This is a genomic window from Streptomyces sp. NPDC050806, assembly GCF_055586425.1.
Map to the genome: position 1 here is coordinate 1 of NZ_JBVJIF010000012.1, position 26,700 is coordinate 26,700.

Sequence of the window (26,700 nt, forward strand, 5' to 3'; positions counted from 1 at the left end):
TCCAGCGCTTCAACCTCTTCCCGCACCTGACCGCCGCGGAGAACATCATGGAGGCGCCGGTCCAGGTCAAGGGCGAGTCCAAGGCCTCGGCCCGCACCGCCCCCTCGTCGTTCCGGCTACTTCAGCCCCAGCACCATCGCGTCCGACGGCGAGGCCCAGACCGTACGGGCCTCGCCGAAGCCCGCCTCCCGGAGGGTGCGCGCGTGCCACTCGGGCGAGGGCGTGTCACCGTCCGCGTGCTCGCCGTAGATCTCGAACCGCTCGGCGGTCGGTCCGGCCAGCACCGGGTCGGCGGCGGCCAGCTGCCACCACTCCTTCCAGTCCACCGCGCCGTTCGCCTTCGCCGCGTCCATCCGCGCGTGCCGCTGGGCGCGGTCGGCGGCGTTCAGCCGGGGCGTCGCCGGGTCCGGCATGTGGTCGGCGTTGAGGAAGACCCCGCCCTCCCGGACCAGGCCGGCCAGCTGCCCGTACAGCACGGCCAAATCGTCGCTGTGCAGCCAGTGCAGGGCGGTGGCGGTCAGCACGGCGTCGTAGGAGTCGTACGGCAGCTTCGCCGTCCACCGCGGGTCCTTGAGGTCGGCGCGGACGAACCGCACCCGGTCCTCCCCCGCGAAGTACCCTTCGGCGATGGCGAGCAGCGCCGGGTCGAGGTCGACGCCCGTACTCACGGCCCCCGGCAGCCGCTTGAGCAGCCGGTCCGTGATGCTGCCCGTGCCGCAGGCCAGGTCCAGGACGCGCGGCTCGGGGCCCGCCACCGCCTCGACCATGTCCACCATCACCCGGAACCGCTCCTCGCGGTCCGGCAGGTACCACTCCTGCTGCCGGTCCCAACTCTCCTGCCACGCCTGCCAGTCCGCCTGAGCAATGGCCTCGGCCACCGGAACCCCTCCCACTGTAATACCCTCGAACAGACAACGCCCATTACGGGCTCTGCACGCAGACTAGCCCGCGCCCGGTAAGGACTACAAGTGGAACTGGCCTATTACTCGGACTACGCCGTGCGACTGGTCAACAGCGAGCAGCCGGAGCGCGGCGGCGACACCCTCACCTCGGTCGAGGCCGTACGCGCGCTCTTCGGCGTGGCCCAGCAGAGCGCGCGCCGGGCCACCGACGCCGACGTGACGCGCCTGCGCGCCGTACGGGGCCGGCTGCGCGCCGTCTTCGAGGCGGCCGACTCCGGGGACGAGACGCTCGCCGTCGACCTGCTCAACGCCCTGCTGATGGAGTTCCCGGTCAGCCCCCAGATCTCCGGGCACGAGACCCGGGACGCCGACGGCCGCCCCGACTGGCACCTGCACATCGCCGACCACGCCGCCAACGCCACCGCCGGCTACACGGCCACCGCCTGCATGGGACTGGCCGTCCACCTCACCGAACTGGGCGTGGACCGGCTCGGCATCTGCCGGGCGGCCCCGTGCCGCAACGCCTACCTCGACACCTCCACCAACCGCTCCCGGCGCTACTGCTCCGACCGCTGCGCCACCCGCGCCAACGTCGCGGCCTACCGCGCACGCAAGCGCCAGGAGGCCGCCGGCGGACCGGAGCAGGCGGAGAGCTAGACCCGCCCTGCCGGGGCCCGACCCGTGCATCGGGCCCCGGCGCCGGGTGCCGCGTGCCGGGCCGGCGCCGGGTGCCGGGCTAGCGCCGGGTGCCGCGTGCCGGGCGCAGGGGCCGGACCGGCCGGACCGCCGACAGCGCCCAGGACAGCACCCCGGGGACCGAACGCCGTACCTCCCGCGGCGGGCGCACCCGCAGCCATGCCCTGGCCACTACCAGCTCGTCGGGCACGGTGCCGAACTCGCGGCTGTCGTTCGCCACGTAGGGGTTGTCCCCCTGGACCCACCAGCCTCCGTCGCGCCGCTCCACCGCCCGTTTGACGATGAGCAGATCCTGCCGGAAGGGGTGCTTCAGCACGATCACGTCCCCGGGCCGCACCACCGCGCCGTACTTGACGACCAGCTGGTCGCCGGGGTGCAAGGTGGGCACCATCGAGGGGTTGTACACCTCGGCCAGGCCGATCGTCCGGAGCGGCCCCCTGCCCTCCCGGCCCTGCCCCTGCCCCTGATCGGGCCAGCGCTCATGCACCTGCTCCGGCATCCGGCACCTCCCGGTCCGTTCCTCCACCAGTCCCAGCCTGACACTGGACTTTTGCCCTAAGACCCCCGGGGCACCCGAGAAAAGGCTTCCCGTACCGAGTAATCTCGCACCTGAGAAGACGATCACGAGGAAGGACTGAACATGCTTTCCCGCCTGTTCGCCCCCAAGGTGAAGGTCAGCGCCCACTGCGACCTGCCCTGCGGTGTCTACGACCCGGCCCAGGCCCGCATCGAGGCCGAGTCGGTCAAGGCCGTCCAGGAGAAGTACCAGGCCAACGAGGATGCGGACTTCCGCACCCGCGCTGTCGCCATCAAGGAGCAGCGCGCGGAGCTGGCCAAGCACCACGTTTCGGTGCTGTGGAGCGACTACTTCAAGCCCCCGCACTTCGAGAAGTACCCGGAGCTGCACCAGCTGGTCAACGACACCCTGAAGGCCCTCTCGGCCGCCAAGGGCTCGAACGACCCGGCCACCGGCCAGAAGGCGCTGGACTACATCGCCCAGATCGACAAGATCTTCTGGGAGACCAAGAAGGCCTGACCCGGGCCCCGGCCTCCGGTCCGCGCTCGCGCAGCCGGTGGCCGACTCGACCGCACCCGGTCCGCAGACCGCCGCACGCGGTGGTCATGGCGGGCCGGGTGCGGTCGTTGCACGAGGGGGAACACGGCCACCGCACCCCCGGCAGACGCGTGGCGTCACCGGGGTTTGCCCTGGTCTCCGCTGGGTTACTCGTCGGGGTACGCCGTTCATACGCCGTTCATACGCCGTCCACGCGGACCAACGAGGCAAGTGATCGCATGAGAGAGCCGCCCACCGCGGCGGAGCAGGTACTGACCGCTGCCACCGAAGCGGACCCGCGCGAACTCCCGGAGGTGCTCTGCGCCACCCTGTGCCGGTCCTTGAAGGTGGACGGGGTGACTCTCTCCCTGCTCACCGACACGCCCGACCGGCAGCTCCTGCACGCGAGCGGGACGGCGGCACTGCGGCTGGAACAGGTGCAGTTCGAGATGGGCGAGGGGCCGTGCGTGACGGCCGCGGCGACCGGCAATCCGGTGATCGTGGCCGATCTGCACGGCCGGCTGACGCAGTGGCCGCTCTTCGGCCCGGCGGCCCGCGAGCGGCTGCCGGAGATCGGTGCGGTCTACGCCTTCCCGATGACCGACGGCGACGGCGGACATCCCGTCGGCTCGGTGGACCTGCTGCGGCTGGAGCCGTGGGACCCGGACGAGGCGACCCTGCGGGAATGGGCCGCTGCGACGCGCGCCGTGGGGCTGGCGCTGCTGACGTCGCCGGCCGTCCTGCCGTGGGACCCGACGCCGACGATGGAGGCCCACTGGGGCCGCACGCACCGCGCGGCCGGCGTGCTCTCCCAGCGGATGGGCGTACCCGTCGACGAGGCGCTCGCCCGGCTCCGCGCCGACGCCTTCGGCAGCGGGCGGCCGCTGCCCGACATCGCCGAGGAGACGCTGGCCCGGCTGCTCGGCGGGGCCGGGGACGGGGCAGCCGGGGACGGGCACGGCCCGCGGGGCTCCGCCTGAGGCGGTCCGCCCGCCGGGAGCGTCAGGACCGGCCGGCCGGGCGGAGGGCCGCCGGGTCGAGCGTGCCGTCGAGGACCTTGCGGGCCAGGCCGGCGAGGCGCTCGTGGTGCGTCCTGGCGTAACCGCGGAGCGCGTCGAACGCCTCGTCCACGCCGGTCCCCCAGTGTTCGGCCAGGACCCCCTTGGCCTGCTCGATGACGGTACGGCTGACGAGGGCCGCCTGCACCTGCGCCCGCTCGACGTTGCCCCGCTCCGCGGTGTGCTGCTGGAGGATGGCGATGGTCGCCACGTCCGCGAGCGTCTGGCCCAGGCGTACGTCCGAGGGGCCGAGCGTGTGCGGCCCCGTGTGCAGCAGCCCGATCGCCCCGATGGGCCGCTGCCGCAGTCGCAGCGGCAGCGCGTGGGCGGTGGTGTACCCGGCCTGCCGGGCGCGTTCGGCGAAGGCCGGGGGCAGGCCGGTGCCGGCGCCCGCCGCGAGGCCGACGTTCACCCGGGGCTCGCCGGAGCGGTGGCTCTCCGCGCACGGGCCGCCGTGGGCCTGCAGCGCGAACAGCTCCAGCAGCCGGGTGTGTTCCTCGGAGACGGCGAGCACCTGGAGGTCGTCGTGCGGATCGGCGAGCATGATGCCGACCGCGGTGACGTCGAGGAGTTCGACGCCCCGCGCGCACAGCCGGTGCAGGGCGTCGATCAGGTCGAAGTCGTCGATCAACGTGCCGACCGCTTCGCCGAACGCCTGCAGCACCCTTTCCTGCGGAGCCACCGCCATCATCTCCTCTTCCGACCGGACTCGTCCGGCTCGGGTCCATCATTTCGGAAGTCCAGGCGCCTGGCGACCACGTCCTCCGCGACCTCCAGAATGGGCCGCCCGTACCGGTAGGCGTAAGCGCGCAGCCGGAGCAGCGCCTGGGACAGCGGGATCTCCGCCTGCACACTGATCATGCCGGTCGCCTGGTGGACGGCCGCACGGTAGAGGTCGGACGGGCGTTCGGCGGCCATGAGCGCGTCGCTCGCGGCGCCGCCGTCCAGGAGCACGGCGGTCAGCGCTCCGGTCAGTATGAGCGCGTCGTCCATGCCGGCGTCGGACAGCGGTCCCGCCTCCTGCCGCTGGAGGGTCAGCACGCCCAGGCAGACGCGGCCGACCAGCAGCGGGAAACAGAACACCGCGCCGACCCGGAGCGACGCCAGTTCGGGCAGCAGCAGGGGCCAGCGGTCGGCGGGCAGCCGGGCCAGGTCCGGTTCGAGCACCACGGCGCCGCGCGCCACCGCGTCGACGCCCGGTCCCTCGCCCAGCGTGAACTGGAGGTCCTCCAGCGGGCCGCTCACGCCGTTCTGCGAGACCCAGACCAGCTCGGACGCCTGGTCGCTGCTCAGCAGGGACAGGGCCACCCCGTCCACGCCGAGCGCACGGGCACAGATCTCCGGGTCACTGCCGATCAGCCCCCGGTCGCCGCGGACGGGGTGCAAGGTCTGCAGCACGGCGGCCATCCGTGCGCTCGTGCCCACCGGCGTTCACCCGCTCTCCCGTACTCGCCGTGACGGCGGCTCCTGCCCATTCGCAGCGGGCCCTCTCCCAGCCTATCCGCTGGTTCCGTACGCGCAGCGACGTGCGGCCGACCCCACCGGAATCTCCCCCTCCGCACCGCGCACGGACGCTGTCGGAGGGCCGCGGGCGGGGTGCGGACCGGAGCGGGTTCCGGGCTGATTTCCCGGTGCATTCCGCCCAGGAATTGTTTTGGGTGCGTATCGCGGACGGGCGTAACGCGGCAGGGGCACCCGGCGCAGACGGAGATGCGGATGCCGAGCGCAGCCGCGGAATTCCCCGGCCGGCGGCGCGCACCGCCGGCCGTGACCGTTTTCCTGTCGCCGAGGCGTGCCGCGCCGGATTGGACATTCCCGTGAACCGTCCCCACGACTCCGTGCCGGCGCCCGGCCCGCACCCCCCGCAGGGCCCCTACGACGCCGGGTACGCCCCGTACGACCGGGGACAGCCGCAGCCCGCCCACGACGACCGTCCCCGCGAGCGCTACCGGCGCCCCCGCGACGGCGCGGGCACTGCCCGGACGGCACTCATCGTCCACACGATCGCCGACATCGCCGCGGCGTTCCTCGTGCTGTGGATCGCGCTGTACCTGCTCGGCGCGAACCGGGCGAACGTCTTCGTCGACTTCGTGGAGAGCGTCGCGGGCGGGCTCGCGTGGTGGTCGCAGGACATCTTCACCATGGACACCGAGGGCCTCCGGGTGGTGCTCAACCACGGCCTGCCGGCCGTCATCTACCTCCTCGTCGGGCACGGCATCGCCGCGCGGATACGCCGGCTCTGACCGCGGTTCACCCGTCGCGGTCAGCCGGCCGCCTCCCGCAGCCGCGCCGCCCGGGTCTGCAGGTAGCGCTTCTCCGGCAGGCTGAGGGCCCGCTCGGCGGCGCGTGCGTACGCAGCGCGGGCCTCCGCGGTCTCCCCGGCCCGTTCCAGCAGGTGCGCACGGACCACTTCGAGGCGGTGGTGGCCCGCCAGGTGCGGGTCGCCGGAGAGGGTCGCGAGGAGGTCCAGGCCGGCTCGCGGGCCGCTGACCATGGCGAGCGCGACCGCCTCGTTGAGGGTGACCATCGGGCTCGGGGCGATCCGGGCCAGCAGCCGGTACAGGCCGAGGATCTCCCGCCAGTCGGTGTCCTCGGGGCTCGCGGCCTCGTCGTGCACGGCGGCGATCGCGGCCTGGAGCTGGTACGGCCCGAGCGCCGTGCGGCGGAGCGCGTCGCTGACCAGGGCCACGCCCTCGGTGATCGCCGCCCGGTCCCAGGCGCCGCGGTCCTGTTCGGCGAGCGGGACGAGCGATCCGTCGGGCGCCGTGCGCGCGGCGCGCCGGGCGTCGGTCAGCAGCATCAGGGCGAGCAGCCCGGCGACCTCGCCGTCCTCCGGGAGCAGCGCGTGCAGCGCCCGGGTGAGCCGGATCGCCTCGTGGGCCAGCTCGACGCGTTGCAGGCGGCTGCCGGAGGTCGCGGCGTACCCCTCGTTGAAGATCAGGTAGAGGATCTGCAGGACCGCGGCGAGCCGGGCCGCGCGCTCCTCGGGGGCCGGCTGCCGGAAGTGCCCGCCGGCGTCCCTGACCCGCCGCTTGGCGCGGCTGACGCGCTGCGCCATCGTGGCCTCGGGCACGAAATAGGCGCGGGCGATCTCGGGGGTGGTCAGGCCGCCGACCGCGCGCAGTGTCAGCGCGGTCTGGGCGGCCGGGGTCAGCGCGGGGTGGCAGCACAGGAAGAGCAGTGTGAGGGTGTCGTCCTCGTCGGGGGCGCGGCTCTCGCCGGGTGCCGGGGCGTGGAACTCGTCGCGCGGCGTCAGCGCGTACGCCGTCTCCTCCCGCCGCCGGCGCGCCTCCTCACTGCGCAGCAGGTCGGTCAGCCGGCGCGCGCCGACCCTGATCAGCCAGCCACGCGGGTTGTCCGGACGGCCGTCGGCGGGCCACTGGACGGCGGCGGCCAGCAGCGCTTCCTGGACGGCGTCCTCGGCGAGGTCGAAGTGCCCGTACCGGCGGACGAGCGCGCCGAGGACCTGCGGCGCCAGGCGGCGCAGCAGGTCCTCGGTGCGTTCCGGTGCGCCCACGGCACGCGGCCGCTCAGGCGTCGCAGGGCGCGCTGTCGGGGATGGACCGGATGGTGACGGGGCTTTCCCCGGCGCCTTCGGGGGCCGGGCACTGGAGGATGCGCTTCGCGATCTCGGTGGCACGGTCCAGGGAAGCGCACTCCAGCAGCCAGTAGCCGCAGAGCACCTCCTTGGTCTCGCCGTACGGCCCGTCCACGACGGCCGGTACGCCGTCCTCGCCCAGGGTCACGACGCGGGCCTGCGCGGGCTCGCTCAGGCCCTGCCCGTCGAGCATTTCGCCGTTCTCGGCGAGCTCGTTGTTCAGGTCCTCCATAAACTGGAACATCGCCTTCAGGTCGGCCTCGGTCCACCGGACCGCGCCCGAGTCCTTGCCGTTCATGGCGTCGTAGTGGGCCTGGCTCGCCTGGATCATCAGCATGTACTTCACGTCGCTCACTCCTTCGGGAGCTTCCGGCGTCCCCGCTGGGCGCCTCTCATGGGAGACGTCGGAGCCGGCGGCCGGTCCTCGACAGGGGCCGGGAAATTTCCCGAAGAATCTTTCCGGGCGGCCTTACGCACCGCCGCGCACGAGCCTCCGCCAAGAATTCTCCTCGCCCCGGATGTCCGCCGCACGGCATACGGGACGATGCGTCGCACGTGTCTCCAAAGGGCCTATGACCCCACCGGCAGCAGGCGCTCGTTGCGCACCAGCCACTTGCGGTACGCCGTGCTCGACCAGGCCACTTCCATGTACGCGGCCCGCAGGTCGGCGAAGAGCGCGTCGACCCACTCGGTGTCCCGGCCACCGCCCCGGTACGCCAGGAACAGGCGTACGGCCAGCGGGTCGCCGCGCAGCGGGCGGACCACCATCCCGTGGCGGGGGCGGGAGGTCGGCTGGCAGGGCGTGACGACCTCGCCCGCCGCGACCAGGTCGGCCGCCGCGAGGTAGTCGCCGTGCACCACGCGCGGGTCCATCCCGGCCGCGGTGAAGATCCGCCGCAGCCCGGCCCACTCGCCGTCCACCGACGGGTCGACCATCCACTGGTCGTCGGCGAGGTCGGCCAGCGTGACGCACTCCAGCCCGGCAGCCGGGTGCGTGGCCGGAAGGGCCATGAACTGCGGCTCACGGGCGAGGAGTTCCCGTTCGACCAGGCCGTCGGGGACGCGCAGCGGCGTGCCCTCGACCTCGTGCACGAAGGCCGCGTCGAGCTGGCCGGCCGCGACCATCTGGAGCAGGGTGTTGCCGGAGAGGTCGATGCGGATGGTGGTGTCGGTCTCGGGCAGCCGGTCCCGCAGCCGGCGCAGCCAGCCGGCCACCGCGCGGCTTCCCGTACTGCCCACCCGCAGTCGGGTGCCGTGCTCGCGCACCACCGCCGACCGTGTCTCGTCGACCAGCGCGGTCATCTCTGCGACTATCGGCCGGGCACGGTGCAGGACGGTGTGGCCCAGCGGGGTCGGCCGGCTGCCGGAACGCTCGCGGAAGAAGAGCTGACCGCCCAGGGCGTTCTCGATGCGCCGCAGCTGCGTGGTCAAGGAGGGCTGGGTCATGCCCAGTTGCCGGGCGGCCTTGCGTACGCTGCCGGTGTCGGCGATGGCGCACAGCGCGCGTAGGTGCCTCACCTCAAGCTCCACGCGCGGAGCATAACGACGTCCTTACGCGTCGCACCAGCCACCCAAACCCCGCGAACCACGCATTCCCCATGGGTTATTGGATTGTCCTATCGCCACATGAAATCTCCGCGGCCGTGAATATCTCGCGCAGACTCAGCGGCACCACAGTTCATCCGCGGGCCCCGGCCGTTGCCCCACACCTCGGCCGGGCCCCCGGACACTAAGGAGCCCCCCACATGAGATCTCCGAAGTCGACGCTGTCCGCCGCCCTTGGTCTGGGCCTGGCCGCGACCCTCGCCGCCGCGATGCCCGCCGTGGCCACCCCCTCGCACGCCCCGACGGACCACCGGGTCACCGCGGCGCAGTACGTCGGTTCGGCCGCCGAGAAGGCCGACACCAAGCGCTTCTTCGAGGCCGTGCTGAAGTCGGCGCTCGCCAAGCAGAAGAAGACCGGCGCCGCCTCGGTGACGGTGACGTACGACGCGAGCGGCGCGCCCACCTTCGCGCAGCAGATATCCGCGAGCGCACAGATCTGGAACAGCGCCGTCTCCAACGTCAAGCTCCAGGCGGGCAGCGGCGGCGCGGACTTCTCGTACCGGGAGGGCAACGACCCGCGCGGCTCCTACGCCAGCACCGACGGCCACGGCAGCGGCTACATCTTCCTGGACTACGCGCAGAACCAGGAGTACGACTCCACCCGCGTGACCGCGCACGAGACCGGCCACGTCCTCGGCCTGCCGGACCACTACGAGGGTCCGTGCAGCGAGCTGATGTCCGGCGGCGGCCCCGGCCCGTCCTGCACCAACTCCCAGCCGGACGCCAACGAGCGCGCGAAGGTCGACCAGCTCTGGGCGAACGGCCTGAAGGGCGTCCAGCTGAACAAGGCGTCCTGACCCACCGGGACTGTCGGCCGTCGGCCGACTGCCGATGACCATGGGCCGACGGCCGGCCACCACGGGCCGGCACTGAAACGCGCGGCGGGGTCCACGAGCCCCGCCGCGTGCATCCCCCCACAGCGCGCGCCCTCCCGGGCCGCGCGTTCCACCCCCCGCCACGTGCGGTGGCCTCCCCCACCGCGGCACCCCTCCGCGCGTTTCAGTGCAGCTCCCCGCGCTCCGCCCGGCTCCTCGTACCGCCCCCGCCCCGGCCCGTAGCGGTCCGGGGTTTTTTGACACGTCCAAACATGGGATGTTCCTATCATCGGTGCACTCGCGTCACATCGATCCCGGCCCCTCGGCGGTCCGGACACCGAGAGGGGACGGCAGCCGATGCCGTTGCGCAGCACCACCCGCACCAGCCTGGTGGACCTGGTCATCGACCAGATGGAGGGCCTGATAGCCGCCGGCGAGTGGGCGGTCGGCACGAAGATCCCGGCGGAGCCGGTGCTCGTCGAGCAGCTCGACGTCGGCCGCAACACCGTCCGCGAGGCGGTCCGCGCCCTCGTGCACACCGGCATGCTGGAGCCGCGCCAGGGCGACGGCACGTATGTGCGCGCCAGCAGCGACTTCGGGGCCGCCGTGCAGCGCAGGCTGCGCCGCTCCTGCGAGCTGGAGGCCTACGAGGTCCGCGCTTCCCTGGAGCGGGACGCCGCCCGGTACGCGGCGCTACGCCGCACCGAGGAGGACGTCACCGCGCTCCGCGCCGCTCTCACCGACCGCGACGCCGCCTGGCGCGCGGGCGACACCGCGGCCTTCATCGAGGCCGACATCGCCTTCCACCGCACCGTCGCCGCCGCCGCGCACAACAGCGTCCTGGCCGATCTCTACGGGCACCTCACCGACGCGCTGCGCGCCACGCTGCGGTCGGTCGTCGCGGCGCCCGTGCCCGACGCGGTACGCCACCAGTTCGACGCGCACGCCGCGATCGTCGACGCCATCGAGGCCGGGGACGCGGACGCCGCGGAACGGGCCGCGCTGACGCACCTCGACGAGGCGGCCACGGCCCTTCGGGAGCAGGCATGACAGCACAAGAGAGCGGGACGGCGATACGCACCGAAGGGGCCGCGACCGCCACCCCTGTGGGAGAGCCCGCGCCCGTCCCCCCGAGTACCGCGCGCGGCACGCTCTATCTGGCGGCGGGCGTCGTCCTGCTCGCCCTGAACCTGCGCCCGGCGCTGGTCGCCGTCTCCCCGCTGGCCGACACCATCCGCGAGGACAGCGGCATGTCGGCCGCCGCCACCAGCCTGCTGACCGCCCTCCCGCTGCTCTGCTTCGGCCTGCTCGCGCCCGTCGCGCCGCGGCTGGGCCGGCGCTTCGGGCTGGAGCGGTCGCTGCTCGGCACCATGGTGCTGATCTGCGTCGGCACCGCGCTGCGACTGGCCGACCAGGTGGCCGCGCTGTTCGCCGGCACCGTCGTCATCGGCGCCGGCATCGCCGTGGCCAACGTGCTGCTCCCCGGCCTGATCAAGCGGGACTTCCCCACCAGGACCGGGCTGATGACCGGGCTGTACTCCATGTCGCTCTTCGGCGGCGCCGCCCTCGCCGCGGGAGTGACGGTGCCGCTGCGGTCCGCCACGGGCCTCGGCTGGCAGGCCACGCTGGCCTGCTGGGGCTCGCTCGCGGTGCTCGCACTGCTGGTCTGGCTGCCGCAGCTGCGGTCCCGTACGCGAGTGCCGGCAGACGCCGCGCGGCAGGCGGCGCATCCGGTGCGCGGCCTGTGGCGGTCCCCGCTGGCCTGGCAGGTCACCGGCTACATGGGCCTGCAGTCGCTCAGCTACTACGCGGCGACCGCCTGGCTGCCGACCATGCTCACGGACGCCGGGACGAGCGCGGGCGACGCGGGCTGGATGCTGTCCTTCTCCTCGCTGCTGGGCATCGCGGGCTCCTTCCTGGCACCCGTGATCGCGGGCCGCAGGCTGCGCACGGGCCACCTGGCCGCGCTGGGCGCGGTGCTGTGCGCCGCGGGTCTGGCCGGGGTGCTGGCGGCGCCGGTGTCCGGGGCCTACGTCTGGATGACCCTGCTCGGCCTGGGCCAGGGTGCCGCGATCAGTCTCGCGCTGCTCTTCATCGTGCAGCGCGCGCCGGACACGAGGCACGCGTCCCAGCTGTCCAGCATGGCGCAGTGCTTCGGGTACGTCCTGGCCGCGACCGGCCCGGCCGTCCTGGGCGCCGTGCACGACGCCTCCGGCACCTGGACGGTCCCGGTCGTCGTCCTGCTCGCCCTGCTCGTCCCGCAGGTCCTCACGGGCCTCGGGGCCGCCCGGGACCGGCACGTCGCGGGCGAGGGGTGAACCGGAAGGCCGTGATCGGCATACTGGGCGGCGCCCGACCGTAGTCGCCCCGGAGCCGCCCATGTCCATGATCCGCCACCTCCGCAGAGCCGTACGCCTGCCCCAGCAGCGCAGCCACGGGGTCGACCTGGCCCACCCGGCGCGCTCACCGCTCGGTACCGCGGTCGTCAACTGCGCGGTGTACGCGGACGGGGTGCGGCTGGCCGGCGACCACCCGGTCGAGGAGGCGGTGCGCAAGGTCCGCGCCTCGGGGGACGGCTTCGTGTGGATCGGACTGCACGAGCCCTCCGAAGCGGAGTTCGCCGACATCGTGGAGCTGTTCGGACTGCACCCGCTGGCCGTGGAGGACGCGGTCCTCGCGCACCAGCGCCCCAAGCTGGAGCAGTACGACACCAACCTCTTCACCGTCTTCAAGACCGCCTGCTACGTCGAGCACGACCGGCTCACCGCGACCAGCGAGGTGGTGGACACCGGCGAGATCATGGTCTTCACCGGCGAGGACTTCGTGATCACCGTCCGGCACGGCGGCCACGGCTCGCTCGGCCCGCTGCGCGAGTCCCTGGAGGCCCTGCCCGAGCAGCTCGCGCTCGGCCCCTCCGCCGTCCTGCACGCCATCGCCGACCTGGTCGTCGACGACTACCTGGAGGCCACGGCGGCCGTCCAGGACGACATCGACGAGGTGGAGAGCGCGGTCTTCGCCGAGAACGGGCGGAACGCCGACGCCGGCCGGATCTACCAGCTCAAGCGCGAACTGCTGGAGCTGAAGCGGGCCGTGGCCCCGCTGGACCGCCCGCTGGACCGGCTCTCCACCGAGCCGCTGGCGCAGGTCGACCCGCGGATACGGACCTACTTCCGGGACGTCGCCGACCACCTGGCGCGGGTCAACGAGCGCATCACGGCCTTCGACGAGCTGCTGAACTCCATACTCCAGGCACACCTCGCGCAGGTCACCATCGCGCAGAACGAGGACATGCGCCGCATCAGCGCATGGGTCGCGATCCTGGCCGTGCCCACGATGGTGTGCGGCGTGTACGGCATGAACTTCGAGCACCTGTGGGGCAAGGACTCGGTCTACGGATATCCGGTGGTCATGCTCGTGATCGTGGCGGCCTGCGCGGTGATCCACCGGGGCTTCAAGCGCAACGGCTGGCTGTAGCGGCGCACGGAGGGCGCCGCGAGCGGGCCGTACCGGTGCGGGGCGGCACGGCCCGCGGCGCTCAGCGCCCGGCGATGCCCAGCGCCTTCGCCTCCTTCTCCGGAGGCACGCCCTTCTGCGGACGGTCCGGCCGCTGCGGCACCTGTCCGCCCAGGGACCGCATCCAGTCCCAGGTGTCCGCCACCGTCTCCGCCACCGGCCGGCAGCGCAGCCCCGCGGCGTGGGCCTTCTCCACCCCCGTGCGGTGCAGGGAGTCGTAGTACCCCGCGTACTCCGGACCCCCCGGCGGCACCCACACCGGCAGCTCCGTCCACGGCTCGATGCCGGCCGCGAGCACGTCCTCGGGCGCGGTCCAGCGCAGCTCGGCGTCCGACCCCGTGACCTCGGCGCAGACCTCCAGCAGGCTGCCCATGGTGGCGTGCCCGCTCCTGCTGACCAGGTTGTGCGGGCCGGCCAGCCCCGACTCGACGGCATGCAGGATCCAGTCGGCGAGGTCGCGGACGTCGATGTACTGGAGCGGGAGGCCGGACGGCCCCGGCGCCAGAACGGGGCCGCCGCGGGCGATCCGGGTCAGCCACCACGGCAGCCGCCCGACGTTCTCGTACGGGCCCATGATCAGCCCGGCCCGTGCGAGCAGCGCCCCACCGTCGCCGAAGGACTCCGTGGCCGCCAGCTCACCGCCCCGTTTGGCCTCCTCGTACGGCACGTCGCCCGCGTCCGGCGCGCCCGCCACCAGCGGGGCCTCCTCGCCCAGCCCCGCCGCCTTCGGGAACGCGTACACCGAACCGCTCGACACGTAGGCGTAGCGTCCCGCCCGGCCCGCCAGCAGCCGGGCCGCTTCGCGCACCGCCGTGGGCGCCCAGGCCCAGGTGTCCACGACCGCGTCCCACTCCCCCGTGCGCAGCGCGGCGAGCCCTTCAGGGGCGGTGCGGTCCCCGTGCAGTACCGCCGCGCCCCGCGGTGCCTCGTGCCGGCCCCGGTGGAACACCGTGACCTGCCATCCCTTCGCGAGGGCCGCCTCGGTGACGGCCCGCCCGACGAACTCCGTACCACCCAGAATCAGCAGTCTCATGGTGGCGACTCTGCCCGCACGGCAGTTCGGGCGCACCACGCCTCGCTCACAGCGGAATCGCCGGGTGACGGTCGGAAGTCTCCAGATCCGCGCGCCGAAGACTGTACGGACTCGCACCCTGTGACGCGCGCGTACCACCAACACTTGTGAGGTCGATATTCCGCTTCCGTTCGCCCTCAGGGGGAGAAGATGACCGGGTCGCGCGTCCTGGCGCTGGGCCACTACCAGCCGGCCAAGGTGCTCACCAACGACGACCTGGCCGAGCTCGTCGACACCGACGACGCCTGGATCACCAGCCGGGTCGGCATCCGTACGCGCCACGTCGCGGCGCCCGACGAGACCGTGGACGCGATGGCGGCGGCGGCCGGGGCGAAGGCCCTGGCGGCGAGCGGCCTGGCCCCCGCCGACATCGACCTGGTGCTCGTCGCCACCTGCACGGCGACGGACCGGTCCCCGAACACGGCCGCCCGGGTGGCCGCCCGGCTCGGGCTGGCGGCGCCCGCCGCGATGGACGTCAACGTGGTGTGCGCGGGCTTCACCCACGCCCTGGCCACCGCCGACCACGCCGTCAAGGCCGGCTCGGCGCGCTCCGCGCTGGTGATCGGCGCGGAGAAGTTCACCGACGTCGTGGACTGGTCGGACCGCTCGACCTGCGTCCTCGTGGGCGACGGCGCGGGCGCCGCGGTGGTGACGGCCGCGGCGGAACCGGAGATCGGCCCCGTGCTGTGGGGCTCGGTACCCGAGATGGGCGACGCGGTGCGCATCGAGGGCGAGCCCGCGCGCTTCTCCCAGGAGGGCCAGACGGTCTACCGCTGGGCCACCACCCAGCTGCCGGCCATCGCCCGGCAGGTGTGCGAGCGCTCCGGCGTACGACCCGAGGAGCTGGCCGGCGTGGTCCTGCACCAGGCCAACCTGCGGATCATCGAACCGGTCGCGGAGCGCATCGGGGCGGTCAACGCGGTGATCGCCCGGGACGTCGTGGAGTCCGGCAACACCTCGGCGGCATCCGTGCCGCTGGCCTTCTCGAAGCTGGTCGAACGGCGCGAGATCCCCTCGGGCGCGCCGGTCCTGCTCTTCGGGTTCGGCGGCAACCTCTCCTACGCGGGGCAGATCGTCCGCTGCCCCTAGAGGCGGCGCAGTACGGGGCCCGTACGGGTGCACGGCGCGGGGACGTCCGATTCGTTCAAGACGGCCGCCCCCACGCGTTCGTACGCTCGGCCCATGACTGAGCGACACACCACCCCGAACACCGCCGGCGCCGCCGCGCAGGCCGCCCCGGCACCCCGCTTCGCCGCGATCGGCCTGGCAGCCGCCGACATGGCCGCCTCGTTCGCCTTCTACCGGCGCCTCGGCCTGGACATCCCGGCGGAGGCCGACTCAGCCCCGCACGCGGAGGCGCAGCTGCCGGGCGGGCTGCGGCTGATGTGGGACAGCCACGAGACGCTGCGCTCCATCGATCCGGACTGGACGCCGTCCCCCGGGGCCACCCCGCACCTCGCCTTCGAGTGCGCGGGCCCGGAGGCCGTCGACGCCCTCTACGCGGAGCTGGTCGCTGCCGGACACCGCGGCGAGAAGAAGCCGTGGGACGCCGTCTGGGGCCAGCGGTACGCGGTCGTCCTGGACCCGGACGGCCACGGCGTCGACCTCTTCGCGCCGCTGGCCTGACGGGCAGGGCTCGACCGGCCGGGCGCCGGATCCGCACCGCCTCAGAACACCGACCACCCGGTGAGCGTCGTGAAGTGGTCCAGGGCCGCCGCGCCGGCGACCGAGTTGCCGCGCGCGTCCAGCCCCGGGCTCCAGACGCACAGCGTGCAGCGCCCGGGGACGATCGCCACGATGCCGCCGCCGACCCCGCTCTTGGCGGGCAGCCCCACCCGGTACGCGAACTCACCGGCGGCGTCGTACGTACCGCAGGTCAGCATCACCGCGTTGATCCGCTTGGCGTCCCGCGCCGCCAGCAGCCGGGACCCGTCGGCGCGCAGCCCGTGGCGCGCGAGGAAGCCGCCGGCGGTGGCCAGGTCCCGGCAGCTCATCTCGATCGAACACTGCCAGAAGTAGTGCTCGATGACGCTGGGCACCGGGTTCTCCAGGTTGCCGAAGCTCGCCATGAAGTGGGCCAGCGCGGCGTTCCGGTCGCCGTGGTCGGCCTCGGAGCCGGCGACCGCCCGGTCGAAGGCGATGTCCGGGTTACCGCTCTCCTCCCGCAGGAAGTCCAGCATCGCCGTGCTGGCGTCCCCGGTGAGGGTCTGCAGCCGGTCGGTGACGACCAGCGCCCCGGCGTTGATGAAGGGGTTCCGCGGGATGCCGTGCTCCCACTCCAGCTGCACCAGGGAGTTGAACGGCGTACCCGAGGGCTCGCGGCCCACCCGCTCCCAGATGCTCTGGTCCCCCTGTGCCAGAACGAGGGCGAGGGAGAAGGCCTTCGAGACGGACTGCACGGAGAACGGGACCTCCCAGTCCCCGACCCCGTACACGTCCCCGTGGATGTCGGCCAGCGCGATCCCGAAGCGGTCCGGCGAGACGCACTCCAACGCGGGGATGTAGTCGGCGACCTTCCCCTGCCGTACGAGCGGCTTCGCCTGTGCCGCCACCTCCTCCAGAACGCCCTGGTAGTCCATGGTCCACACGCTATCCCGGCGCGATGACCGCCCCCAGCGGAGCACCTGCCAGCGCCTTCACCTCGCGCGCCAGGTGGGCCTGGTCGGCATACCCGGCGACCGCGGCGACCTGCGCGTACGGCATGCCGGAGCGGGCCAGGTCCAGGGCGCGCACCAGGCGCAGCACCCGGCCGAGGGTCTTCGGGCCGTACCCGAAGGCGGCCAGGCAGCGGCGGTGCAGCTGGCGCTCGCCCACGCCCACCGCGTCGGCCAGCTCGCCGACCGGGGTGCCCCGGGCCGCCGCCCGCGCGATGAGGGCGCCCGCCGGGTCGGGCGCGGCCCCGGCCCGGAGCCGGCCGGCGGCCACCCCCTCCAGAAGCCGGCCGGGCTCGCCCGCCCCGGCCAGCCGGTCGGCAAGCTGCCGCACCCGGCCCGCCGGCCACAGGTCGGCGAGGGGAACGCGCAGGTCGCGGAGTTCGTGCGCGGGCACCCCGAAGACGGCGGGGCCCTGCCCCGGAGCGAAGCGCAGGCCGACGACGGGCGACTCCGGGGCGCGCTCGGCGGGCTGCGGCAGGTGGGCACGGGTGTCCGGGCCCGCGACCAGGAGCCGGCCGTCGTACCAGATCAGGTCCGTGCAGCCGTCGGGCAGCACGGGGCGCGGCGCCGGGTCGGGGGACTTGGTCCACACGACCGCACCGGGCAACTCGGACGGCCGTTCCTGGTACACGTCTCCAGCCTGGCACGGGAACCGCCGCCGCGCCCCGCCCGTTGATCGGGTACGGCACGCACCGGGCCGGCTCAGGCGGGCGCCGGTGTCTGCGCAACCGAAGGACCGACGCGGAGGGCAGCACGATGGCGGGATTCCTGGACCGTGCCAAGGAGCAGGCGCAGCGCGGCCTGGCACAGGGCAAGCAGAAGGTGGACGAGGTGCAGCAGCAGCGCGCGGGTTCCGACCTGCTGAAGCGGCTGGGCGCCGCGTACTACGCGGAGCGGCGCGGCAGCGGCTCCCCGGAGGCCACGGCGGCGGCCGTGCAGGCTCTGGAGGCGCACATCGCCGTGCACGGGGACGGCTTCCTGCGCGGCTGACGGCGGCGGGCGCCGGTCGTGCGCCACCGCGGACGCCGGCGTGCGCAGCGCGGCGGAGTTCCCTGGGTGCCCTCGCGCGAAACCCGGCCCGCGGGGACATATGTCCAGCGTATGCCCCGTAAGCGGCCGGTTCGCCTCGCATTGGCCGCGAACTGCTGACCCCGAACCTCCCGTTCCAGTACAAGCGATTTACGAGGCGGTACGCGATCGGCGGCCGTCGTCCACCTGGAACGGAGGCGCCCATGGCCTCACCCATGTCGGCGGACAGATTCCTCGAAGCGCTGCGGGACGAAGGGCTGCGCGTCGTCGAGGTCGGCGACTGGCGTACCCACAACCGCAACCACAAGGGCCCCTGGGGCGGGGTGCACGGCGTGATGGTCCACCACACCGTGACCTCGGGTGCCGAGGAGACCGTGCAGCTCTGCTACGACGGCCACCCGGAGCTGCCGGGCCCGCTGTGCCACGGCGTGATCACCAAGGACGGCACGGTCCACCTGGTCGGCCACGGCCGCGCCAACCACGCGGGGCTCGGCGACGGCGACGTCCTGCAGGCGGTGATCGCCGAGAAGCGGCTGCCGCCGGACAACGAGGCCGACACCGACGGCAACCGCGTCTTCTACGGCTTCGAGTGCGAGAACCTCGGCGACGGTGCGGACCCGTGGCCGGACGTGCAGATGGAGGCCATCGAGAAGGCGACGGCCGCGTTGTGCCGGGTGCACGGCTGGAACGAGCGCTCGGTCATCGGCCACCTGGAATGGCAGCCGGGCAAGGTCGACCCGCGCGGCTTCACGATGGACGCGCTGCGGGAGCGCATCGGAAAGCGGCTGCGCTGACCCGTACGGGAGCGCGGCCGCCGTGGCCTCCGGCCGACCCGGCCCACTGCCGGGCGGGCCGGGCGCCCGGCGGTCTGCGGTCTGCGGTCTGCGGTCTGCGGTCTGCGGTCTGCGGTCTGCGGTCTGCGGTTCCGTACACCGATTCGGTCCGCGGGGGCTGTCGCGCCGACAATGGGGGCGTGACCGGCACCGTCCCCGACCCGACGACGCTGCGGCCGCGCCTGCCCTCCCCGGTCCAGGAGATCGAGGACGACCGGTTCGCGCGCCGCGGCGTTCGCCTGCTGCTCAAGCGGGACGACCTGATCCACCCGGACCTGCCGGGCAACAAGTGGCGGAAGCTGGAGCCCAACCTCCGCGCCGCCGCGGCGGCCGGCGACCGCACGCTCCTCACGTTCGGCGGCGCGTACTCCAACCATCTGCGCGCCACGGCGGCGGCGGGCCGCCTGCTGGGCCTGGCGACCATAGGCGTCGTGCGGGGCGAGGAGCTGGCGGACCGGCCGCTGAACGGTTCCCTGGCCCGCTGCGCCGCCGACGGCATGCGGCTGCACTTCATCGACCGGGCCCGCTACCGCCGCAAGGACGACCCCGAGGTGCTCGACGCGCTCCGCGCGCGCTTCGGGCCGTACCGGCTGGTCCCCGAAGGCGGCAGCAACGCGCTCGCCGCCCGCGGCTGCGCCGCACTGGGCCAGGAGCTGGCCGGGTCCGCCGACGTCGTGGCCGTGGCCTGCGGCACCGGCGGCACCCTCGCGGGGCTGGCCGCCGGGCTCGCCCCGGGGCAGCGGGCCCTCGGCTTCCCCGTCCTGAAGGGGGGCCCGGGGCCCGGCCACTTCCTGGCCGCTGACGTGCTGCGCCTCCAGGAGGCGGCCTTCGGGGGCCGGCGCGGCGACTGGCGGCTGGACCCGGATTTCCACTGCGGCGGATACGCCCGCACCACGCCCGCGCTGGAGGAGTTCGCCGCGGACTTCGAGGCGCGGCACGGCCTGCCCCTGGAGCGGATATACGTGGCGAAGCTGCTGCTGGGCCTCGTGACGCGCGCCGAGGAGGGCGCCTTCGCGCCGGGCACCACCGTGGCCGCGGTGATCACCGGCACGCCCTGACGCGGCGCGTCCCGTGGGTGGCGGGCGGCGCGTCCGCAGCGCTACTCCGGGCTCACCGTCTCCCGGTAGGCCGCCGCCTCCTCCAGGTCCAGCCGGCGCAGCAGGGTCCGCAGCATCTCGTCGTCGATCCGCCGCGCGTCCCGCAGCTGTACGAAGACCTCGCGTTCCGCGCCGATCATCTCCCGGGCGAGCCGCAGGTAGGTCGCCTCCACCGACTCCCCCGTCTCCGCGTTCGGCGGCCCCAGCCGCTCCCACACGGCGTTGCGGCGCCGCTCCAGGACCGTGCGCAGCCGGTCCTCCAGGGGCCCCGGCAGCTTGTTGCGCGGATCCTCCAGGAGCGTGCGCAGCCGCTCCTCCGCCGCGTCCGACGCGTCGTTCTGTGCCTGCGCCTCGGCGAGCGTCTCGGCCCGCGGGTCCGGACGGGGCAGCTTCAGGAGCCGGATCAGCGGCGGCAGCGTCAGCCCCTGGATCACGAGGGTGCCGATGACGGTGCTGAAGGTGAGGAAGAGCACCAGGTTGCGCGCGGGGAACGGCTCCCCGTCGTGCAGCGTCACCGGGATGGAGAAGGCGATCGCCAGCGAGACCACGCCGCGCATCCCGGCCCATCCGACGATCACCGGCGCCGCCCGGGTCACCCCGGGCTCGCGCTCCCGGATGCGCGGCGACAGCCACCGGGGCAGATAGGTCGCGGGGAAGACCCACACGAAGCGCGCGAGCACGACCACCACGAAGACCACCGCGGCGTACGTGAGGGCCTGCGCGGCACTGAACTCCCCCAGCCCCCGCAGCACGACCGGGAGCTGGAGCCCGATGAGCGCGAAGACCGCGGACTCCAGCACGAAGGAGACCATCGACCACACCGCGGCCTCCTGGAGCCGCGTCTCGAAGTTCACCTGCCACGAGCGGTGCCCGAGGTAGAGCCCGACCACCACGACGGCGAGCACTCCGGAGGCCCCCACCTGCTCCGCCGCCGCGTACGCCACGAACGGGATGAGCAGCGACAGGGTGTTCTCCAGCAGCGCCGAGTCCCGCAGCTTGCAGCGCAGCCAGTGCAGCGGCCCCATGAGGACCAGCCCGATCCCGACACCGCCGACCGCCGCGATCGCGAACTCCTTCAGGCCGCCCGCCCAGGTCGCGCCCTCCCCGACGGCGGCGGCCAGCGCCACCTTGTAGGCGGTGATCGCGGTGGCGTCGTTGACCAGCGACTCGCCCTGCAGGATGGTCGTGATCCGGCCGGGCAGCCGCAGCCGGCGCGCGATGGCGGTGGCCGCCACCGCGTCCGGAGGCGCGACGACCGCACCCAGTACGAGGGCCGCGGTCAGCGGCAGGTCCGGGATCACGAGGTACGCGGCGTACCCGACGACGACCGTCGCGAAGAGCACGTAGCCGATCGACAGCAGCGCCACGGGGCGCAGATTGGCCCGCAGGTCCAGGTACGAGCTCTCCAGCGCCGCCGTGTGCAGCAGCGGAGGCAGCAGCAGGGGCAGCACGATGTGCGGGTCGAGCGGATACTCGGGGACGCCGGGCAGATATCCGGCGCCCAGCCCGGCGGCGACCAGCAGCAGGGGCGCGGGCACCGGGGTGCGCCGCGCGAGCCCCGCGACCGCCGCACTCCCGGCGACCAGCAGCAGCAGTGGCATCACGTCCATGGCACGACCCCGTCCCCGCGTTCCGGCTAACCTGGCAATCATGAGCGAGTGCACGCACGTTCTCGAACTGCCGCGCCCCGAACCGGCCGCACTGAGCGACACCTGCCCCGAGTGCCTCGCCGTCGGCAGCCACCCCGTGCAGCTGCGGCTCTGTCTGGTCTGCGGCCACGTCGGCTGTTGCGACTCCTCGCCGTACCGGCACGCCACCGAACACTTCGAGACGACCGGGCACCCGGTGATGCGCTCCTTCGGCGCCGGCGAGGACTGGCGCTGGTGCTTCGCCGACAAGTCCCTGGTCTGAACACGGGACGCGCGGCCGGTTGTCAGTGGTGCCCGCTAGCCTTCACGGCATGATCCGCACCGCGACACCCGCCGATGTCCCCGCCGTCCATGCCATGATCCGCGAGCTCGCGGAGTACGAGCGCGAGCCGGAGTCCGCGAAAGCGACCGAAGAGCAGCTGCGCGACGCGCTGTTCGGTGACCATCCGGCGGTCTTCGGACTGATCGCGGAGGAGTCCGGCACCCCCGTGGGCTTTGCCCTGTGGTTCCGGAACTTCTCCACCTGGACGGGCACGCACGGTGTCTACCTGGAAGACCTGTACGTCCGCCCCGAGCACCGCGGCGGAGGACACGGCAAGGCGCTCCTGGCCACCCTGGCGCAGATCTGCGTCAGCCGCGGATACGGACGTTTTGAATGGTCAGTCCTGGATTGGAATGAACCGTCCATCGGTATATACAAGTCGATCGGTGCACAGCCCATGGACGAATGGACCGTCTTCCGGCTCACTGGAGAGGCACTGCACGACCTCGCGGCGACTGCAGATGTCAACGCAGCGTAACCGGAGCCGATTTGACAGTGCAGACCCCTAGCCACTGTCCGTACCCGTAGGCTTACAATGAGTGACACTCGTAGGTTTGCGGGACACTGCGAGTCCCACCGTCGTGCCAGGTCGGCAGCCACGCCGATCCCGGGCGACATCGCACCGCAGATCGCGATAGCGTCACACAGCGCATGCGCTGTGCCGGGTGGCCGTTCCTTCCGCCGGGAGGATCCGGTCCGGCATGAATATCAGCTCAAACAGCTTGTGTCACCTTGGAGGTGAGGGTGTCCCAGATCGCAGGCGAGCCCGGGAATCAGGACTTCGTGGAAGTCCGGCTGCCCGCTGCGGGTGCCTACCTTTCGGTGCTGCGTACGGCCACGGCCGGACTGGCAGCCCGTTTGGACTTCACCCTCGACGAGATCGAGGATCTGCGCATCGCCGTCGACGAGGCGTGCGCGATCCTCCTGCAGCAAGCCGTCCCCGGCAGTGTGCTGAGCTGCGTCTTCCGCCTGATCGACGACGCGCTGCAGGTGACCGTGTCGGCTCCCACCACCGACGGCCGCGCTCCGGAGCGCGACACCTTCGCCTGGACGGTGCTCTCCGCACTGGCCGGCAAGGTCGACTCCACCGTCGCGGAGGACCGGACGGTCAGCATCAGTCTGTACAAGGAGCGCGGCGCCGGTCCCGGACCGTCATGACCGAAGAGGGGGCCCTGTGAAGGATCTGGAGCGCGGCGCGCGGATGGAGCCGAGACTGGCCATCCCCGAGCAGCAGGCCCGGCCGCACCCGATGGGCACGGACGACCTCAGCGGCCGGTTGAACGCGGCGGAGCAGGCAGAGCGGGCGGACCACATGGACCACAGCGAGCAGCAGCGGCAGCAGCAGGATCCGCAGCATCACCCCCACGATGCGCACGATCCGCAGGACCGCAGCGGTGCCCGCGCGATGTTCTACGAGCTGCGCAAGCTTCCGGAGGGCTCCGACGAGCGCGCGGAGCTGCGCAACACCCTGGTCCGGATGCACCTCCCCCTGGTGGAGCATCTCGCCCGGCGCTTCCGCAACCGCGGCGAGCCGCTGGACGACCTGACCCAGGTCGCCACGATCGGTCTGATCAAGTCGGTGGACCGGTTCGACCCGGAGCGCGGCGTGGAGTTCTCCACGTACGCCACCCCGACCGTGGTCGGCGAGATCAAGCGGCACTTCCGCGACAAGGGCTGGGCGGTCCGCGTGCCGCGCCGGCTGCAGGAGCTCCGGCTGTCGCTGACCACGGCAACCGCGGAGCTCTCCCAGCGGCACGGCCGTGCGCCCACGGTGCACGAGCTGGCAGAGCATCTGCGGATCTCCGAGGAGGAGGTGCTGGAGGGGCTGGAATCGGCCAATGCCTACAGCACCCTCTCGCTGGACGTTCCCGACACCGACGACGAGTCCCCCGCGGTCGCCGACACCCTGGGCGCCGAGGACGAGGCGCTGGAGGGCGTGGAGTACCGCGAATCCCTCAAGCCGCTGCTGGAGGACCTGCCGCCGCGCGAGAAGAAGATCCTGCTGCTGCGCTTCTTCGGCAACATGACCCAGTCGCAGATCGCCCAGGAGGTCGGCATCTCGCAGATGCACGTCTCCCGGCTGCTGGCCCGCACCCTGGCCCAGCTCCGCGACAAGTTGCTGGTCGAGGAGTAGCCGACTCCGGCGGGGCGGGAGACCGCCGGGCCCGCACGCTTCCGGCCGCGACACCCACGGGCGCGGGCCGCACCGATCCGCCGTACGGGCTCCTGCGGGAGCCTCCGGCCCCGGTGCGGCCCGCGCCCGTCGCCGTACGTCCGTACAGACCCGGCGCACGGCCTCCCCGCTTCTCCGCGTCCGCCGGCGCGCAACCGATGGGCGCGCCCCCTGTCACGCCCGCGCGGACCCGGCGCATGACGGCGGCCCACACCGAGGTCAGCGGAAGGGGCCGGGCGCGTACGCGGGCGCAGCCGGCTTCGTCACCTGAGCCGCCGCTCCGACGCCAGGGCCCGGCCGTGTCGTCGGACACCCCGGGCCGACGGCCGCTACGCGTCCTCGCGCGGCCCGATGCCCAGGGCTTCGGTGGCTGTCGGGTTGACCAGCAGGCCGAGGACGACGAGGGCCACCACGCCCAGCACCACGCCGCCCGCGAGCAGCGCGCCGCCGCCGTTGATCAGCGTCCACGCCACCGGCAGCGCCACGATCTGGGTGATCAGCGAGGGCCCGCGGCTCCAGCGCCGCCGCAGCCACAGCCCGCGCGCGGCGATCAACGGCAGCAGCGCCAGCACGATCATGGTGATGCCGCCCATCTCGGCCTGGCGCGGGCTGTCCGGCGAGCCGGTGAGCCCGTCGACCAGCATGTAGACGCCCAGCGCCGCCAGCGCGAGGCCCTCCAGGCCGGTGAGCACCGCCGCCGCGGTCAGCCGGCGCGGCCGCGGACCGGCCGGTTCGGGGGCGGGCGCGGGGGCGGCTGCGGTGCGGTTCTGCTTGCTGCTGCTCACCCCTGCAGGGTACTGCCGGGGCCCGGTCCACCTGACGGGCAGGGCTGGGCCCCCGTACCAGCAGGTAGGTACCCTGCATCCCATGCGTGCACTTCTTGTGGTCAACCCCGCGGCAACCACCACCAGCGCGCGCACCCGTGACGTACTGGCCCACGCGCTGGCCAGCGACCTGAAGCTGGAGGTCGCGCAGACCGAGTACCGCGGACACGCGCGCGACCTGGCCCGCCGGGCCGCGGAGAGCGGCGAGACGGAGCTGGTGGTCGCGCTCGGCGGCGACGGCACGGTCAACGAGGTCGTCAACGGTCTGCTGACGCACGGCCCCGATCCGGAGGGCCTGCCGCGTCTCGCCGTGGTCCCCGGCGGCTCCACCAACGTCTTCGCCCGCGCCCTCGGCCTGCCGAACGACGCCGTGGAGGCCACCGGCGCCCTGCTGGACGCGCTGCGGGACGGAAGCGAACGGACGGTGGGACTGGGTTTGGCCGCCGGCACAGCGGACACCCAGGACGAAATGATTCCCGAGCGCTGGTTCACCTTCTGCGCGGGATTCGGCTTCGACGCCGGTGTCGTGGGCCGAGTCGAACAGCAGCGGGAACGCGGCAAGCGTTCGACGCATGCGCTGTACGTGCGGCAGGTCATGCGCCAGTTCATGGGCGACCCGCATCGCCGGCACGGCACGATCACGCTGGAGCACCCGGGCGCCGAACCAGGCACGACGGAGGTGATCGAAGATCTCGTCCTCTCCATAATCTGCAACACCGCACCCTGGACCTACCTGGGCAATCGCCCCGTGTACCCGGCACCGCTGGCGTCCTTCGACACCGCTCTGGACGTCTTCGCGCTGACCAGATTGTCCACGCCGGCGGTCGCGCGGTACGCCACCCAGCTGCTGGCGTCAACCCCGGATCGCGGGCCGCAGGGAAAGCACGCCGTATCGCTTCATGATCAGACGGACTTCACCTTGCATTCACAGGTTCCACTGCCCTTTCAGATGGACGGCGACCACCTGGGACTGCGTTCCAGCGTGACGTTCACAGGCGTACGCCGTGCACTGCGTGTGATTGTGTGAGCAGTAGGGCCCAAAGTCCTTTCAGTCGAACGTTTAGGCTGACTTCCACCCCCTAGAAGTACGGCTGTGACCTAGGCGACACCAAGGAATCAAAAAAAAGTTTCCGGAAGGGGTTGTATCCGTCGCCGAGGTTTGCGAGTCTCTTCATGGCGATCGGGACGGCCGCTCTACCGGCCCCCTTGAGAGCCCGAATCCCCTCCTCTTTTCCAGGACCGCACCAGCCCCTTGCGGGCGTTCGGCCCTTCCCTTGCGGAGGGATTCGTGAAAGCGTTCACATTCACAAGCAACTTTCCCGTAATACGAGGAGATGGAGCAGCCATGGACTGGCGTCACCGCGCCGTTTGCCGCGAGGAAGACCCCGAGCTCTTCTTCCCCATCGGCAACACCGGTCCTGCGCTGCTGCAGATCGAGGAAGCCAAGGCCGTCTGCCGCCGCTGCCCCGTCATGGAGCAGTGCCTGCAGTGGGCGCTCGAGTCCGGTCAGGACTCCGGCGTCTGGGGTGGTCTGAGCGAGGACGAGCGCCGCGCAATGAAGCGCCGTGCGGCTCGTAACCGGGCGCGCAACGCCAGCGCCTGAACCAGACGCCCCGTGGCATCCGAGCCGCAGCGCGCAGTACCCCCGATGCGCCCCCAGCCTGATGGGCATGGGCGGTACCCCACAGCAATGTGAGCTTTGAGCCCCGGACCGGAACTCGGTCCGGGGCCTACTGCTGTTCGGGGCTGGGGCCACACACCCGTACGCATACCCGTACGGCCGACGCGCGCCGGGAGCGCGCGGAG

Annotated in this window: 31 protein-coding genes and 1 pseudogene; 20 read left to right on the forward strand and 12 right to left on the reverse strand. The window is 72.9% G+C overall.

All coding sequences use genetic code 11. The annotated features are described in order from the left end of the window. Positions 1–95 (forward strand): annotated as a pseudogene (locus ACZ6WH_RS33540) (ectoine/hydroxyectoine ABC transporter ATP-binding protein EhuA); the annotation flags it as partial. Between the two features lie 21 nt (positions 96–116). Here the strand turns inward: ACZ6WH_RS33540 and ACZ6WH_RS33545 are convergent. Next, positions 117–878, reverse strand: a complete 762-nt coding sequence (locus tag ACZ6WH_RS33545) for a class I SAM-dependent methyltransferase (protein ID WP_469733246.1) — start codon at positions 876–878, stop codon at positions 117–119. A 90-nt stretch (positions 879–968) separates the two neighbouring features. On the opposite strand from ACZ6WH_RS33545, the gene ACZ6WH_RS33550 reads away from it, so the two are divergent. After that, positions 969–1,559 (forward strand): CGNR zinc finger domain-containing protein, encoded by a 591-nt coding sequence (locus ACZ6WH_RS33550; protein WP_469733248.1) that lies wholly within the window; start codon positions 969–971, stop codon positions 1,557–1,559. Between the two features lie 79 nt (positions 1,560–1,638). On the opposite strand, the gene sodX is transcribed toward ACZ6WH_RS33550, so the two are convergent. Next, on the reverse strand, positions 1,639–2,097 hold the full coding sequence (gene sodX / locus ACZ6WH_RS33555; protein WP_432858709.1) for a nickel-type superoxide dismutase maturation protease: 459 nt from the start codon (positions 2,095–2,097) through the stop codon (positions 1,639–1,641). Positions 2,098–2,238: 141 nt separating this feature from the next. Between sodX and sodN the strand changes: the two genes are divergently transcribed. Together sodN and ACZ6WH_RS33565 are read left to right on the forward strand one after the other, a co-directional pair. Next, positions 2,239–2,634, forward strand: a complete 396-nt coding sequence (gene sodN, locus ACZ6WH_RS33560) for a superoxide dismutase, Ni (RefSeq protein WP_363258116.1) — start codon at positions 2,239–2,241, stop codon at positions 2,632–2,634. A 257-nt stretch (positions 2,635–2,891) separates the two neighbouring features. Further along, on the forward strand, positions 2,892–3,632 hold the full coding sequence (locus ACZ6WH_RS33565; protein WP_469733250.1) for a GAF and ANTAR domain-containing protein: 741 nt from the start codon (positions 2,892–2,894) through the stop codon (positions 3,630–3,632). A gap of 22 nt (positions 3,633–3,654) precedes the next feature. Here ACZ6WH_RS33565 and ACZ6WH_RS33570 read toward each other — a convergent pair whose 3' ends face one another. Beyond that, complete coding sequence (locus tag ACZ6WH_RS33570; protein ID WP_469733252.1) at positions 3,655–4,398, reverse strand: GAF and ANTAR domain-containing protein; 744 nt, start codon at positions 4,396–4,398, stop codon at positions 3,655–3,657. After that, positions 4,398–5,135, reverse strand: a complete 738-nt coding sequence (locus ACZ6WH_RS33575; RefSeq protein WP_469733254.1) for a GAF and ANTAR domain-containing protein — start codon at positions 5,133–5,135, stop codon at positions 4,398–4,400. Before ACZ6WH_RS33575 ends, ACZ6WH_RS33570 begins: the two co-directional genes overlap by 1 nt. 386 nt (positions 5,136–5,521) lie before the next feature. Between ACZ6WH_RS33575 and ACZ6WH_RS33580 the strand changes: the two genes are divergently transcribed. After that, positions 5,522–5,953: a hypothetical protein gene (locus ACZ6WH_RS33580; protein WP_469733465.1), complete on the forward strand. Its 432-nt coding sequence runs from the start codon at positions 5,522–5,524 to the stop codon at positions 5,951–5,953. 20 nt (positions 5,954–5,973) lie between these two features. Here the strand turns inward: ACZ6WH_RS33580 and ACZ6WH_RS33585 are convergent, their stop codons facing one another. The 3 genes from ACZ6WH_RS33585 to ACZ6WH_RS33595 form a co-directional block, all read right to left on the reverse strand. Beyond that, complete coding sequence (locus tag ACZ6WH_RS33585) at positions 5,974–7,227, reverse strand: RNA polymerase sigma factor (RefSeq protein ID WP_469733256.1); 1,254 nt, start codon at positions 7,225–7,227, stop codon at positions 5,974–5,976. Between the two features lie 13 nt (positions 7,228–7,240). Continuing rightward, positions 7,241–7,645 (reverse strand): YciI family protein, encoded by a 405-nt coding sequence (locus ACZ6WH_RS33590; RefSeq protein WP_432864692.1) that lies wholly within the window; start codon positions 7,643–7,645, stop codon positions 7,241–7,243. A gap of 233 nt (positions 7,646–7,878) precedes the next feature. Then, entirely contained in the window at positions 7,879–8,826 is a 948-nt protein-coding gene (locus ACZ6WH_RS33595) for a LysR family transcriptional regulator (RefSeq protein ID WP_469733258.1), read from the reverse strand. Between the two features lie 227 nt (positions 8,827–9,053). On the opposite strand from ACZ6WH_RS33595, the gene snpA reads away from it, so the two are divergent. The 4 genes from snpA (at position 9,054) to ACZ6WH_RS33615 (ending at position 13,202) form a co-directional block, all read left to right on the forward strand. Beyond that, a complete protein-coding gene (snpA, locus tag ACZ6WH_RS33600) occupies positions 9,054–9,710 on the forward strand; it encodes a snapalysin (RefSeq protein WP_469733259.1) in 657 nt (218 codons plus the stop codon). Between the two features lie 375 nt (positions 9,711–10,085). Beyond that, on the forward strand, positions 10,086–10,778 hold the full coding sequence (locus tag ACZ6WH_RS33605) for a FadR/GntR family transcriptional regulator (protein WP_469733261.1): 693 nt from the start codon (positions 10,086–10,088) through the stop codon (positions 10,776–10,778). Next, entirely contained in the window at positions 10,775–12,046 is a 1,272-nt protein-coding gene (locus ACZ6WH_RS33610; protein WP_469733262.1) for a CynX/NimT family MFS transporter, read from the forward strand. Before ACZ6WH_RS33605 ends, ACZ6WH_RS33610 begins: the two co-directional genes overlap by 4 nt. Before the next feature lie 67 nt (positions 12,047–12,113). Next, a complete protein-coding gene (locus ACZ6WH_RS33615; RefSeq protein ID WP_469733466.1) occupies positions 12,114–13,202 on the forward strand; it encodes a magnesium and cobalt transport protein CorA in 1,089 nt (362 codons plus the stop codon). Positions 13,203–13,263: 61 nt separating this feature from the next. Here the strand turns inward: ACZ6WH_RS33615 and ACZ6WH_RS33620 are convergent, their stop codons facing one another. After that, the gene (locus ACZ6WH_RS33620; RefSeq protein WP_469733264.1) at positions 13,264–14,274 is read right to left on the reverse strand and encodes an NAD-dependent epimerase/dehydratase family protein; all 1,011 of its coding nucleotides are present in this window, start codon (positions 14,272–14,274) and stop codon (positions 13,264–13,266) included. A gap of 189 nt (positions 14,275–14,463) precedes the next feature. On the opposite strand from ACZ6WH_RS33620, the gene ACZ6WH_RS33625 reads away from it, so the two are divergent. Together ACZ6WH_RS33625 and ACZ6WH_RS33630 are read left to right on the forward strand one after the other, a co-directional pair. Beyond that, positions 14,464–15,402 carry a beta-ketoacyl-ACP synthase III gene (locus ACZ6WH_RS33625; protein ID WP_432858690.1) on the forward strand — a complete coding sequence of 313 codons (939 nt, stop codon included), beginning with the start codon at positions 14,464–14,466 and terminating at the stop codon, positions 15,400–15,402. Between the two features lie 93 nt (positions 15,403–15,495). Continuing rightward, positions 15,496–15,939, forward strand: a complete 444-nt coding sequence (locus tag ACZ6WH_RS33630) for a VOC family protein (protein WP_469733266.1) — start codon at positions 15,496–15,498, stop codon at positions 15,937–15,939. Positions 15,940–15,980: 41 nt separating this feature from the next. On the opposite strand, the gene ACZ6WH_RS33635 is transcribed toward ACZ6WH_RS33630, so the two are convergent. Together ACZ6WH_RS33635 and ACZ6WH_RS33640 are read right to left on the reverse strand one after the other, a co-directional pair. Next, entirely contained in the window at positions 15,981–16,892 is a 912-nt protein-coding gene (locus ACZ6WH_RS33635) for a glutaminase (protein ID WP_361564027.1), read from the reverse strand. A 10-nt stretch (positions 16,893–16,902) separates the two neighbouring features. Further along, the gene (locus ACZ6WH_RS33640) at positions 16,903–17,598 is read right to left on the reverse strand and encodes a helix-turn-helix transcriptional regulator (protein WP_432858686.1); all 696 of its coding nucleotides are present in this window, start codon (positions 17,596–17,598) and stop codon (positions 16,903–16,905) included. Between the two features lie 125 nt (positions 17,599–17,723). Between ACZ6WH_RS33640 and ACZ6WH_RS33645 the strand changes: the two genes are divergently transcribed. The 3 genes from ACZ6WH_RS33645 to ACZ6WH_RS33655 all read left to right on the forward strand — a co-directional run bounded on the left by ACZ6WH_RS33645 (position 17,724) and on the right by ACZ6WH_RS33655 (position 19,887). Beyond that, the gene (locus ACZ6WH_RS33645) at positions 17,724–17,957 is read left to right on the forward strand and encodes a hypothetical protein (RefSeq protein WP_361564022.1); all 234 of its coding nucleotides are present in this window, start codon (positions 17,724–17,726) and stop codon (positions 17,955–17,957) included. A gap of 242 nt (positions 17,958–18,199) precedes the next feature. Continuing rightward, on the forward strand, positions 18,200–18,790 hold the full coding sequence (locus ACZ6WH_RS33650) for an N-acetylmuramoyl-L-alanine amidase (RefSeq protein WP_469733269.1): 591 nt from the start codon (positions 18,200–18,202) through the stop codon (positions 18,788–18,790). A gap of 179 nt (positions 18,791–18,969) precedes the next feature. Then, the gene (locus ACZ6WH_RS33655) at positions 18,970–19,887 is read left to right on the forward strand and encodes a 1-aminocyclopropane-1-carboxylate deaminase/D-cysteine desulfhydrase (RefSeq protein WP_469733271.1); all 918 of its coding nucleotides are present in this window, start codon (positions 18,970–18,972) and stop codon (positions 19,885–19,887) included. A gap of 41 nt (positions 19,888–19,928) precedes the next feature. Here the strand turns inward: ACZ6WH_RS33655 and ACZ6WH_RS33660 are convergent, their stop codons facing one another. Continuing rightward, positions 19,929–21,536, reverse strand: coding sequence for a Na+/H+ antiporter (locus tag ACZ6WH_RS33660; protein WP_469733273.1), 1,608 nt, complete (start codon positions 21,534–21,536; stop codon positions 19,929–19,931). Between the two features lie 40 nt (positions 21,537–21,576). On the opposite strand from ACZ6WH_RS33660, the gene ACZ6WH_RS33665 reads away from it, so the two are divergent. The 4 genes from ACZ6WH_RS33665 (at position 21,577) to ACZ6WH_RS33680 (ending at position 24,031) form a co-directional block, all read left to right on the forward strand. Next, positions 21,577–21,837: a UBP-type zinc finger domain-containing protein gene (locus ACZ6WH_RS33665; protein WP_361564015.1), complete on the forward strand. Its 261-nt coding sequence runs from the start codon at positions 21,577–21,579 to the stop codon at positions 21,835–21,837. A gap of 49 nt (positions 21,838–21,886) precedes the next feature. Beyond that, positions 21,887–22,375, forward strand: coding sequence for a GNAT family N-acetyltransferase (locus tag ACZ6WH_RS33670; protein ID WP_432858675.1), 489 nt, complete (start codon positions 21,887–21,889; stop codon positions 22,373–22,375). A gap of 266 nt (positions 22,376–22,641) precedes the next feature. Continuing rightward, positions 22,642–23,055 carry an ATP-binding protein gene (locus ACZ6WH_RS33675; protein ID WP_361564011.1) on the forward strand — a complete coding sequence of 138 codons (414 nt, stop codon included), beginning with the start codon at positions 22,642–22,644 and terminating at the stop codon, positions 23,053–23,055. A gap of 43 nt (positions 23,056–23,098) precedes the next feature. After that, complete coding sequence (locus ACZ6WH_RS33680; protein ID WP_052867834.1) at positions 23,099–24,031, forward strand: RNA polymerase sigma factor SigF; 933 nt, start codon at positions 23,099–23,101, stop codon at positions 24,029–24,031. 368 nt (positions 24,032–24,399) lie between these two features. Here the strand turns inward: ACZ6WH_RS33680 and ACZ6WH_RS33685 are convergent, their stop codons facing one another. Further along, entirely contained in the window at positions 24,400–24,855 is a 456-nt protein-coding gene (locus ACZ6WH_RS33685) for a hypothetical protein (RefSeq protein ID WP_469733276.1), read from the reverse strand. Positions 24,856–24,937: 82 nt separating this feature from the next. Here ACZ6WH_RS33685 and ACZ6WH_RS33690 point away from each other — a divergent pair, with 82 nt between their 5' ends. Then, positions 24,938–25,921 (forward strand): diacylglycerol/lipid kinase family protein, encoded by a 984-nt coding sequence (locus ACZ6WH_RS33690; protein ID WP_432858671.1) that lies wholly within the window; start codon positions 24,938–24,940, stop codon positions 25,919–25,921. Between the two features lie 318 nt (positions 25,922–26,239). Beyond that, the gene (locus ACZ6WH_RS33695) at positions 26,240–26,497 is read left to right on the forward strand and encodes a WhiB family transcriptional regulator (RefSeq protein ID WP_003983230.1); all 258 of its coding nucleotides are present in this window, start codon (positions 26,240–26,242) and stop codon (positions 26,495–26,497) included. Positions 26,498–26,700 lie beyond the last annotated feature (203 nt).